The 11,057-nt window shown below is 72.6% G+C and carries 8 protein-coding genes; 2 read left to right on the forward strand and 6 right to left on the reverse strand.

The window, feature by feature from the left end:
* Positions 1-64 precede the first annotated feature (64 nt).
* Positions 65-1,267 (forward strand): threonine ammonia-lyase, encoded by a 1,203-nt coding sequence (ilvA, locus tag QQ657_RS47810; protein ID WP_284749077.1) that lies wholly within the window; start codon positions 65-67, stop codon positions 1,265-1,267.
* Here ilvA and QQ657_RS47815 read toward each other — a convergent pair.
* From QQ657_RS47815 to hppD, 6 genes are all read right to left on the reverse strand, one after another.
* Positions 1,252-2,088 carry a ferredoxin gene (locus tag QQ657_RS47815; RefSeq protein WP_284749078.1) on the reverse strand — a complete coding sequence of 279 codons (837 nt, stop codon included), beginning with the start codon at positions 2,086-2,088 and terminating at the stop codon, positions 1,252-1,254. The genes ilvA and QQ657_RS47815 overlap by 16 nt on opposite strands.
* Positions 2,085-3,662, reverse strand: a complete 1,578-nt coding sequence (locus QQ657_RS47820; protein WP_284749079.1) for a TNT domain-containing protein — start codon at positions 3,660-3,662, stop codon at positions 2,085-2,087. Before QQ657_RS47820 ends, QQ657_RS47815 begins: the two co-directional genes overlap by 4 nt.
* A 36-nt stretch (positions 3,663-3,698) precedes the next feature.
* Positions 3,699-8,240, reverse strand: a complete 4,542-nt coding sequence (locus QQ657_RS47825; protein ID WP_284749080.1) for a DUF8616 domain-containing protein — start codon at positions 8,238-8,240, stop codon at positions 3,699-3,701.
* Positions 8,240-8,548, reverse strand: a complete 309-nt coding sequence (locus tag QQ657_RS47830) for a type VII secretion target (RefSeq protein ID WP_284749081.1) — start codon at positions 8,546-8,548, stop codon at positions 8,240-8,242. Before QQ657_RS47830 ends, QQ657_RS47825 begins: the two co-directional genes overlap by 1 nt.
* An 11-nt stretch (positions 8,549-8,559) precedes the next feature.
* Positions 8,560-9,108: a YbaB/EbfC family nucleoid-associated protein gene (locus QQ657_RS47835; protein WP_284749082.1), complete on the reverse strand. Its 549-nt coding sequence runs from the start codon at positions 9,106-9,108 to the stop codon at positions 8,560-8,562.
* A 125-nt stretch (positions 9,109-9,233) separates the two neighbouring features.
* Entirely contained in the window at positions 9,234-10,433 is a 1,200-nt protein-coding gene (gene hppD, locus QQ657_RS47840) for a 4-hydroxyphenylpyruvate dioxygenase (protein ID WP_284749083.1), read from the reverse strand.
* A gap of 122 nt (positions 10,434-10,555) precedes the next feature.
* Here hppD and QQ657_RS47845 point away from each other — a divergent pair, with 122 nt between their 5' ends.
* Complete coding sequence (locus QQ657_RS47845; protein WP_284749084.1) at positions 10,556-11,032, forward strand: Lrp/AsnC family transcriptional regulator; 477 nt, start codon at positions 10,556-10,558, stop codon at positions 11,030-11,032.
* Positions 11,033-11,057 lie beyond the last annotated feature (25 nt).

The raw sequence follows: 11,057 nt of genomic DNA on the forward strand, positions 1-11,057 counted from the left end.
CCCAGGGTACCCGGCTCCCGGTCCGGTCAACCTGTGGAGTTCCTGAGTGGCATAACCTCCGGCCATGGAACTCGTGACCATCGAGCGGATCCAGGCCGCCCGGGACCTCCTACGCGGAGTGACCCGGGTGACGCCGATGGAGCACGCGCGCGACCTGCGCCGGCTCCACGGCGGTCCGGTGCACCTGAAGTGCGAAAACCTGCAGCGCACGGGGTCGTTCAAGATCCGCGGCGCCTACACCCGCATCCACGGCCTCAGCCAGGCCGAACGCGACCGCGGCGTCGTCGCGGCCAGTGCCGGCAACCACGCGCAGGGCGTCGCGCTCGCGTCGTCGCTGCTCGGGGCCAAGTCCACCGTCTTCATGCCGCTGCGGGCGCCGCTGCCGAAGCTCGCCGCCACCCGCGGGTACGGCGCCGAGGTCCACCTCCACGGCGCGCTGCTGGAGGAGACCCTCGCCGCGGCGATCGAGTTCGGTGAGCGGACCGGCGCGGTGTTCATCCACCCCTTCGACCACGCGGACGTCATCGCCGGCCAGGGCACCGTCGGCCTCGAGATCCTCGAGCAGGTGCCGGGCGTGAAGACGATCCTGGTCGCGACCGGCGGCGGCGGGCTGGCCGGCGGGGTCGCGTCGGCGGTGAAGGCGGTGCGCCCGGACGTGCGCGTCGTCGGCGTGCAGGCCGAAGAGGCGGCCGCGTACCCGCCGTCGCTGGCCAAGGGCGCGCCGGTCCGGCTGAGCTCGACGTCGACGATGGCCGACGGGATCGCGGTCGGCGAGCCGGGCCCGGTCAGCTTCGCGCACGTCGCGTCGCTGGTGGACGACGTCGTGACGGTCTCCGAGGAGTCCCTTTCCCGCGCGGTGCTGCTCTGCCTGGAACGCCGCAAGCTGGTGGTGGAGCCGGCGGGCGCGGCGACGGTCGCGGCGCTGCTGCAGCACCCGGGGATCTTCGAGCCGCCGGTGGTCGCGATCCTCTCGGGCGGCAACGTCGACCCGGTGCTGCTCCTGCAGATCATCCAGCACGGCATGACGGCGGGTGGCCGCTACCTGCGCCTGCACCTGCGGGTCCCGGACCGCCCGGGGTCGCTGGTGGGCGTGCTGTCGTGTGTGAGCGAACTGGGCGCGAACGTCCTCGACGTCGAGCACTCCCGGATCTCCGGCAGCCTCGACCTCGGCGAGGCCGACGTCGTCCTGGCGCTCGAAACCCGCGGTCCCGAGCACTGCAAAGACCTCGAGATCGCGCTGACGAACGCGGGTTACACCGTGGTCTGAGGCGCTTCTCCGGTGATCGCCGCGAGGGCCAGGTCCTTCGCCGGCTCGGGGACCTCCGGTGGTGCCGTGAAGCGGCGGGCCCGGATGTGGGCGACCAGGTCCGGGTCCGGCGGCACCCCGTGCTCGCGCAGGTAGTACGCCACCGCGCCGGGCCAGGCCCAGGCGCCGTCGGTGCGGAAGTTCATCGGCACCGCGTCCGTGCGGTCCGGCGCGAACGCGTCCGGGCCGTTGCTGCGCGAAGCCAGGATGACCGGCGCCGCGTCGAGGTACGCGAGCACGCGTTCGGCTTCGGCCGGGGCGAGCTGCTGACGGCGGATGAGCGGGCGGCCCGCCTCGTCGAGGCCGTCGTGGATCCGCGGCGTCCGGACCTCGCCGTCGGGAACCGGCGGGGTCAGCCCGGCACGCTCACGCAGCCACGGCGGGACGTGCTCGTCGGCGCGCGGGAAGAACCGCAGCTCGTCCTGGAAGCCGATCGGCGGCGGGGTGCGCCGCCACTGCGGCTCCCGGTCGGCGACGAAGTCCGCGCTGACGCCCTGGACTGCGTCGACGAGCACCACCGCGCTCACCCAGGTCCCGAGGCCCGGCCGGTACATGCCCGTGCGGAGCGTGCCCAGCAGCTGGAGGAGGTCGGGAGGGGGCTGCACCGCGCGGGGCGTGCCGTCGTGCCCGGTGACGACGACGTCGGCCTCGATATGCCTGCCGACCGCCCGGTACTCGGTCCGGACCTGCCGCCACGTGCCCGGCGGCGCCATCGACGCCAGTCCCTGGCCGATCTGCGCGACGAGCTGGTGCTGCTGGTCCGGCCCCGGTGGCGTGCTCATCGTCCCTGCCCCGGCTCGGGCGGCCGGGTGGTCGCCTGCGGGATCTCCTCGAGGGCGCCGTCGGCCAGCAGGTCGGCCACGGACCGTTCGAGCACGTAGGCCGTTCCGCCGCCGGGCTGGTCGTACCAGGCGATGACGGTGCCGGTCAGCGCCCGCACCGGCCGCCGCAGGCGGTAGACGTGGAAGGCCCAGTCCCGGATCTCCGCGGGTTCGGACCGGTTCTCCCACTCGGTCCGCGCCGCGTACAGCGTGTTGCCCGCCGGTTCGCCGTAGCGGTCCAGCTCGGTGCCCGGCGGCAGCGTCACCAGCCGCTTCCCGCCGTACATCTGCAACCCGACGTCGCCGCCGAGGGGCTGGATGGGCCACTCCGCCGTGGCGCGCTTGGCGTCCGGTGGGAGCTCGTCGCGGAAGGCGGCGCGGTTCAGGTACAGGTGCCCGGTGAAGTAGCGGACGGCCGCCACCGCGCTCGGGAAGGTGGCGAGCTCCAGCCGGTCTTCGCCCTGGGCCCAGAACACCGCCCAGCCGTCGCCTTCGGGGACCAGGCACCAGGCGCCGTCGGCGATCTCGCCGATGCGGTAGCGGGCCGGGGCGATCTCGAGCTCGGCGGCGGCGTCTTCGGCCGCGCGCAGGGCGTCCTTGGCCGCGGCCTCGGGGTCCGCCGCGCCGGCGAGCGTCGCCGCGCCCGCCGTGCCGACTGCCTCGGCGAGCCAGCCCGGCAGCGCCTCGCCGGTCCGCGGGAACCGCGCGAGCTCACGGGGGAACTCGTCGACCGGGCGCGGCTCGTCCCAGGAGGGTTCGTCGTCCCACGTGTAGGTGTACTCGGCGCTCGAGTTGAGCGCGATGTGCGCGACGACCTGGAACCACGTCCCGCGGCCTTCGCGGAACATCCCGGCGCGCAGCTCGGCGAGCAGCTCGCCGACTTCGGCCGGCGGCTCCCAGAGGTACAGCCCGCCGTCGGTGACGCGCCGGACCATCACCGGCAGCTCGACGTGGTCGCCGATCGCCCGGTAGGTCAGCATCACCTGCGCCCAGTCCGGCGGCACGGACATCGCGACGATGTTCCCGATCTGCTGCCAGTACCAGTTCTGGCCCTCGGGATCCAGCGGCGCGTCCGGCCGCGCGACCGGGATGTCCTCGGGCACCGGGCGGCCGGCGCCGGCGAGCAGCGTGCGCAGCCACGGCTGGATGTTCTCGGGTTCCCGCGGGAAGGCGTCGAGGTCGCGCACCCAGCCCGCCGGGTCGATCGCGGGCGACCAGCGCGGGTCCCAGTCGAGGTTGAACAGTGTCTGGACGCGCCCCGGCGCGTCCAGCAGGTACCGCATCGAGAACCAGGTGCCGTCCTCCGGCTGGTGGAACGCCTTCCGCATGCCGCGGATCGCGGGCGCGACCCCGTCCGGCACCGCGATCGCGGGCCGGCTGCCGTCTTCCATCAGGACCGTCAGGACGAAATCCTCGACGTCGACGTTGAGGCGGCTCACCAGTTCGATCCGCCGCCATCCCGGGGGCACGACGTCGATGAGAGCGTTGCCCACTTCGTGCGACTGCTCCCGCCACTGCGAGGCGTCACGAGGCATGAGCGCGGGTCCTTTCTGGTGCAGCGGCCGGGCGCATCAGGACGCTCCCGGAGCGGCCGGCGTGTTGGGGAAACTGCGCATGTGGACGATCGGCCCGCCGTCCGGGCCCACTTCGACCCACCGTACTTGGATCGTGTGCGGCACATGATCACCGGCGTTGCGCAGGGGGAACACGTCGATGCTGTCGATCTTGCCGCCCGCCTTGAGGTGGTTGGCCAGGTCGGTCTCGAACGCGTACCAGTGATCGGGCCCGGCCTGGCCCGGCCAGCCCTGGTTCTGCGGCCGCCACTGGGACATCATGTTCAGCAGCTCGCCCGGCCCGCGGAACTGGTTGCCCGCGATGTGCCCGCCGTCGTAGACGCCGCCCGGGCCCTGCTGCCCCGACACGCCCTGCGCGGTGCCGTCGCGGCGCTGGAGCTCGTACTCGTCGGCCGTCTTCGGGACGTCCGAGTTGCCGTGCACCGTGTCGGGCCTGCCGTTGACGTCGGCGCCGGTCTGGTAGGTGAACCGGCCGTTGTCGACGTCGTAGACCATGTTGGGCCCGGGGTTGTTCATGTCCGGGCTGTGCGGCCGGAAGGTCTCGGCCACCGCGACCCGGCCGTGCTCGTCGGTCCAGTACACCGACCGCGGCTGGTCGATCTTCGCCTCGCCCACCTTGTACTCGCCGTGCACGACGTACTTGGAGTTCGGCTCCAGCTTCGGGGACCCGTCCGGGTTCTTCGGCTGCGAGTCCAGGAACGACCGGTTGTTCGGCAGGTCGTGGACGTCGTGCTGCTGCGCCCCGCGGAACCGTTCCGGGTTCGCGACGCCTTCCGGCACCTCGGCGTTCGGGTCGACCCGCTGCCGGAAGTGGACCTCGGCGTCCGGCGGGACGAGCCGCGGGTTGTCGATGCCCCTCAGGTCCGGGTTCGACCGCGCGATCCGGCCGGACTCGACCTCCGCCCAGCGGACGTGGCCGTCGGCGTCGGTGTAGAACGTGCCGCGCGGGACGCCCTTCTGGTCGACGACCTCGTACCGGGTGTGCGGCTCGTACGGCCCGCCTTGCGCGAACGACTGCCGCGCGCCGGGCGAGTGCGGGTCACCCGGGCCGATCCGGACCGGATCGCCCTCGAAGTCCGGGCGGTGGAACTGCACCGACGGGTGCGGCACGCCGTCGGCGTCGGTGTGGAACGTCTGGTGCTGCCCGTCGATGTCGACCTTGTAGGTGGTGTTCGGGTGCGGGTGGGTGACGTCGGGGTTCGGGTGGTACGCCGGGTTCGGGGTGCCGTCGGCCAGCCGCGGCGGCACGTTCGGGTGCGACGTCTCGATGTGCGTGACCCGGCCCGAGCCGTCGGTGTGGTACGTGCCGCGGGGCGTCCCGTCGGCGTCGACGACCTGGTACGAGCGGTGGGGCTCGAGCCGCTGGTCGCTCGGGAACCGCTCGCCGGCGTGCGGCGCGCGGGGCGCGTCCGGGTGGGTGCTGCCCGGCCCGACCGGCACGTGCTCGCCCCCGGGTGGGTCGAATTCCGCGCCGTGCTGCGGGTTCGCCCGGACCTCGGCCTGCCGGTGCGGATCGGTGAGGTCGTGTTCCTGTTGCCGCGAAAGGGGATTGCGGTCGGCGGGGACGTCCGGGTCGGTGCCGGGCGGCGGCGCTTGGCGTTGCCGGGGGTTGTCCGGGTCGGCGTCGGCCCCGGCGGCGTCACGCTGCCGGGGGTTGTCGTCGTCACCGCGGTGGCGCGCGCTGTCCGCGTCGACGTCGTGCGGATCGTGGTGCCGGGTGTCCGGCGCGAACCCGTCGTCGCCGGCCGCGTGCGTCGAGCCGTCGGGGTGGTGGGTGTTCCACTCGCCGTCCGGCGGGATGCGCGGGCGCATCCGGCCGTCCGGGCCGATTTCGTAGTCGGACGAGAAGACGCGGCCGTGCGAGTCGGTCCACGCCGGCTTCGTCGGGGCCATGACCTCGGTGTCGAGCTCGCGCGAAAGCCGGTGCGCGAAGTCGTTCGAGCTCGCGTCGCAGCCGATCAGGCGGACCGGGCGGCCGTCGTAGTCGGCGTTGCGGCGCAGGACGTCCGCGAACTCTTCGGGGGTGTAGAGCCGGTCGCCGATGCGGGCGTGGCCGTCCGGCGTGACGTGCACGTCGACGGTGTAGCGGCCGTCCGGGTCGGGTTGCACGCGGTGCGGCAGGTCGCCCATGTCGGGGTCGCCGGCGTGGTACGAGCTGCCCGACGGCGTGCTTTCCGAGTGCCGCGCGTTGACCTCGTCCGGGGTCAGCGGCTCGGAGTCGCCGTGGTGCGGGGCGCCGCCGTCCGGGTCGTGCGGGCCGTTTTCGTGGGGTGCGTTCTCGTGCGGGCCGTGGCCGTCGGGACCGTGCGTGCCGCCGGGGCCGGTGTGCCCGGGACCGCCGGGCCGGGTGCCGGGGGCGGTTCCGCCGGGACGGGTGTCCGGGCCGTGCGTGCCGGGCCCGTAGCCGCGAGCCGCGGGTGCGGGCGCATCCGGCGTGCGCGGGCGCGGGGTGTCGCCACCGGGGCGCGGCCGCCCTTCGGGGAGGTCGCCGCCGGTGCGTGGCCGCCCGGGTGCGTCGACGTGCGGGATGTGCGCGCCCGGGCTGCCCGGGGTGCCGGTCCAGCCGGGGCCACCACCGGTGCGCGGGGAGCCGCCGCCGAGACCGCCGCCCCCGGGTGCGCCACCGGGCGGCATCCCGCCGCCGCCCATCATCGGCGCGCCACCCTGAGCCGGGGCACCGGACGCGGCGCCGTCCCCACCGCGCGGCGTCGGGACCGTGCCCGGGTCGCCGGTGCGCGGAGCGGTCGGCGCGGTGCCGCTGGCGGAGGTGGTGCCGTCGGCTCGGGGAGGTGCGGCGCTGCTCGGGGTGTCGGTGCCGGCGTGCGAGCCGGGCGCGTCGGACCGCGCGGCGGGCGAGGAGCCGGAGTGCGCCGGGCTGCCCCCGTCGGCATGGCTCGGCGAGCCGGAGTGCGTGGGTGCGGGACTGCTGTCGCCCGCACGGGTCGGCGAGGGGTTGCTGTCGCCGGCGTGGGACGGCGTGCTGTCGCTGCCGCGAGTGGGCGACGGAGAGCTGTCGCCTGCGTGCGAAGGCGCGTTGTCGCCTGCGCGGGTGGGTGACGGGCTGCCGTCGCCGGCGTGGGACGGAGTGCTGTCCGCGCCACGCGTCGGCGACGGGCTGCTGTCGCCCGCATGGCACGGAGTGCTGTCGGCGCCGCGGGTGGGCGAGGGGCTGCTGTCGCCCGCGTGCGACGGCGAGCTGTCCCCGGCGCGAGTCGGCGACGGGCTCGAATCGCTTGCGTGCGAAGGAGATCGAGTCGACGAGGGGCTGCCGTCACCCGCGTGCGAAGGCGTGCTGTCGCCGGCGTGCGACGGGCTCGAGTCCCCGGCGTGCGAGGGCGAACCGTCCGAACGCACCGAAGACGGGCTGCCGTCCGGCGAGCCGTCACCACTCGCCGACGGGGAATCGTCCCCGGCGTGCGACGGTGAGCCGTCCGGCGAACGGGAACCGTCCCCGCTCGAACTTCGCCGCGAGGCCGGATCCGCCGACGAGTCGGTGTTCATCGGGTCGGAACTCGGCGAATCCCCGTCCGCGTGACCGGGATCGCCCGAGTCGGTCGACGACGTCTCGCCGTCCGGGGAACTGTCGCCGTCGCCGGAGTGCGAGCTTTCGCCGTCGCCACCGGAAGAACCCTCGCCGTCGCCACCGTGGCCGCGCGCGTGGACCCCGCCACCCTCCCCCTTGGGGACCTTGTGGACGAAGCCGCCTTCCTTGACCTTCAACCCGTCCAGGCCGCTGACCTTGCCCAGCACCTTGCCGAAGACCTTGGCGATCTTCTCGAAGATGTCGACCAGCTTCGACAGCAGCGGCGACACCCTGCGGATCGTGTCGGTGAGCTTCTTGAGCAGCTCGCCGATCTTCTTGCCCCACTTGGCGATCGCGGCCGACGCCTGCGCCACCACGACCGGCGTGCCGAAGCCGAGGGAGAAGACCTCCTCCATCACCCAGGCGATCAGCTTGCCGACGAGATCCGCGATCAGCTGCCGCACGGTCTCGCGCACGAACGAGACGACCTGGCCCATGATCATCGTGACCGTGCTGATCGCGCCGGCCACCGTCGCCGCGCCGGACAGCGCGTCGCTGTGCTCGGCGGCGAACTTGCGGTACGCGTCGGCGCCCTGGCCGGTCCAGCCGGCCGTGCCGTTCTTGACCGCGTTGTCGAAGTCGGTCTTGCGCTCGCCCAGCGTCTTCGAGACGTTGCCCCAGGTGTCGGCGTAGGACTGGATCACCGGCGGGTTGCCCGCGACGGAGTCGAGCATGTCCTTCAGCGGCTGGATGTGCTCCATCAGGAACGACGCCACCGACGACATCAGGTAGCCGAACGGGTCGATCGCGGCGCCCGCGATCTCCCCGGCCAGGCTGAGCACGCCCAGCCCGCCGGAAACCCAGTCGCCGTCCTTGATCCCGTTGAACGCGTCCATCGACGACTCGGCGAGGCCGATGCCGCCGGCCCAGCCGTAGTCACCGTTGCCCGCGGTGAACGCGCCCGGCCCGTCCGGGTCCTGCTTGGCGTCGACGACGAGCGGGTTGCCCTCGGGCATCACGCACCGCCCGCGGACTTGTTCAGGTCGTCGGCCACCCCGGCCTCGTACTTGTGGTACGCCGCCGCGGCTTCGCGGACCTTGCCGGAGACGGCGGTCATCGCCTGCACGGCGTCCTTGAGCGCGTCGATCCCGTACTGCTCGACCGGGTCGAGCAGCATCCGGAACGGCTGGCAGAGGATGCCGTACGCGTCGGTCGGCATGCTGACCTGGTTCGCCGCGTCGACGGCCTGCTGCAGCCCGTCACCGATGGCGTCGAGCTGCTTCGCGTGCGCCGTCAGGTCGGTGCTGAGTTCCACATCCGTCATCGGTTTCCCCCTCAGGAAAGAATCGGCCCGCCGAAGTCGTCGTCATCGTCGTCGACCGGGCGACGACGCCGCGGCGGTTGCGGCTGCTGCGGCGGCGCGGGCGGCGGAGTCCGTGGCGGCTGCTCCTCGTTGTCCTCCGGCAGGAACCGGCGGACGCGGTCGGGCTCCGGGAACGCGGGCTCGGGCTCCGGCGGCGGTTCCGGGAAGGTGCTCTGCGCCTCGCGGACGATCTCCACCGCGGCCTGGTCGCCGGTGCCGGTGGTCTCGGTCATGGCCTGCTGCAGCAGCTCCGGGATCCGGGCCTGCGCGCGCTGAACCAGCTGCATCACCTGCGCCGACACCTCGGCCATCCGCTTGCCCGCCGCCGTCTCGGCGATGACGAGGTTCTTCAGCAGGCCGCGCGAATCGACGGTCACCTGGACCGTGCCGTCCTTCGACCGCTCGGTGACCGACTGGCCCTGCATGCGATCGGCCAGCGCCTGGTACCGGGCGGCGTTCTCCTCGAGCCGCTTGGTCCAGTTGTCGATCATCGCGTCGCTGGCGTCGATGCTGTCCGGCATCCCGGCCCCTTCTCTCTGCTTCTCCACACTGACGGATCCGGGGAGCCGTCGGTTCCCGGAACACGCCAAAGGCCACCATAGGGGACCCGGAGGTGCCCGATGGTGGCCTTCGCCGTTTCGTGAAACTACAGGTTGCCGCGGCGCTCCTGCTCACGCTCGATCGCTTCGAACAGGGCCTTGAAGTTGCCCTTGCCGAAGCCCAGCGAGCCGTGCCGCTCGATCAGCTCGTAGAAGACGGTCGGGCGGTCGCCGATCGGCTTCGTGAAGATCTGCAGCAGGTAGCCGTCCTCGTCGCGGTCGACCAGGATGCTGTGCTCCTTGAGCGTCTCGATCGACACGCGGACGTTGCCGATGCGGGCGCGCAGCTCGGGGTCGTCGTAGTAGGAGTCCGGGGTGTCGAGGAACTCGACGCCGGCGGCGCGCATCGCGGTGACCGTGGCGATGATGTCGTTGGTGGCCAGCGCGATGTGCTGGCAGCCGGCGCCGCCGTAGAACTCGAGGTACTCGTCGATCTGCGACTTCTTCTTCGCGACGGCGGGCTCGTTCAGCGGGAACTTCACCCGGTGGTTGCCGTTCGAGACGACCTTGCTCATCAGCGCCGAGTACTCGGTCGCGATGTCGTCGCCGACGAACTCCGCCATGTTCACGAAGCCCATGACGCGGTGGTACCAGTCGACCCAGTAGTCCATCTTGCCGAGCTCGACGTTGCCGACGCAGTGGTCGACGGCCTGGAACAGCCGCTTCGGCGCGCCTTCCGGCCGCTTGATCGTGCTCTCGCGCGGCTCGTAACCGGGCAGGTAGACGCCGGTGTAGCGCGACCGGTCGACCAGCGAGTGGCGGGTTTCGCCGTAAGTCGCGATCGCGGCCACGCGCACGGTGCCGTGCTCGTCGGAGACGTCGTGCGGCTCCTCGAGGATGGTCGCGCCCTGCGCGCGGGCGTGCTCGACGCACTTGTCGACGTCGGTGGTCTCGAGCGCCAGGTCGATGACGCCGTCGCCGTGCTTGCGGTGGTGGTCGAGCAGCGGGGAGTCCGGCCGCACGCCGCCGGTGATGACGAACCGGGCCGAGCCGGACTTGAGGACGTAGGACTTGCGCTCGAAGTCGCCGGTCTCGGGTCCCGAGTACGCGACGAGCTGCATCCCGAACGCGATCTGGTAGTACCAGGCGGTCTGGGTGGCGTTGCCGGCGATGAACACCACCGCGTCCATGGCCTTGACCGGGAACGGGTCGGTCGAGGCGTCGTGGTCGACGAGCCCGACGAGCTGACGCAGCTGGTCATAGCTGACGTCGTCGAGCGCGCCCTGAGGTTCGGCAGTCTGGGTCATACCCCGAAGGATCCGCCCCGTGAGGCAAGATGCGCAATGGACTCAGTTTTTGCTGGACAATATGATCAGCGACTGCCGGACATCGGCTGTCATCGTGGACAACTTGTGCAGGGGAGAGAGCAATGTCGGAGAACCTCGACGCATTGGACGCACGGCTCCTGTTGTTGCTGACGGACTCCCCGCGGCTGGGGGTGCTGGAGAGCGCCCGCCGGCTGGGCGTCGCGCGCGGGACGGTCCAGGCGCGGCTGGACCGCCTGACCGAACGCGGCATCCTCGGCGGCTTCCCGCCGGAGCTCGACCTGGCGGCGATGGGCTACGGCCTGACGGCGTTCGCGGTGCTGGAGATCGCTCAGGGTCGTCGAGCAGAGGTGGCGGAGGCCCTGGCCGCGATCGACGAGGTGTGCGAGGTCCACGCGACGACCGGCCAGGGCGACCTGTTCGTCCGCATGGTGGCGCGGGGCAACGACGACCTGCAGCGGGTGATCGACGAGGTGGTGGGGGTCCCGGACGTCCAGCGGACGTCGACGTCGATCGCTTTGTCGACGCCGGTGCCGCCGCGGGTCCGCCCCCTGCTGGAGCGCACGGCCGGTCGTGAGTGAGAAACAGGGTTAGAACCCTGTTTCT

It is taken from the genome of Amycolatopsis ponsaeliensis (assembly GCF_030182635.1).
Lineage (GTDB): Bacteria > Actinomycetota > Actinomycetes > Mycobacteriales > Pseudonocardiaceae > Amycolatopsis > Amycolatopsis ponsaeliensis.

Coding starts and splice junctions, on each gene's coding strand:
- ilvA (WP_284749077.1), top strand. CDS start 65: ATGGAACTCGTGACCATCGAGCGGATCCAGGCCGCCCGGGACCTCCTA.
- QQ657_RS47815 (WP_284749078.1), bottom strand. CDS start 2,088: ATGAGCACGCCACCGGGGCCGGACCAGCAGCACCAGCTCGTCGCGCAG.
- QQ657_RS47820 (WP_284749079.1), bottom strand. CDS start 3,662: ATGCCTCGTGACGCCTCGCAGTGGCGGGAGCAGTCGCACGAAGTGGGC.
- QQ657_RS47825 (WP_284749080.1), bottom strand. CDS start 8,240: ATGCCCGAGGGCAACCCGCTCGTCGTCGACGCCAAGCAGGACCCGGAC.
- QQ657_RS47830 (WP_284749081.1), bottom strand. CDS start 8,548: ATGACGGATGTGGAACTCAGCACCGACCTGACGGCGCACGCGAAGCAG.
- QQ657_RS47835 (WP_284749082.1), bottom strand. CDS start 9,108: ATGCCGGACAGCATCGACGCCAGCGACGCGATGATCGACAACTGGACC.
- hppD (WP_284749083.1), bottom strand. CDS start 10,433: ATGACCCAGACTGCCGAACCTCAGGGCGCGCTCGACGACGTCAGCTAT.
- QQ657_RS47845 (WP_284749084.1), top strand. CDS start 10,556: ATGTCGGAGAACCTCGACGCATTGGACGCACGGCTCCTGTTGTTGCTG.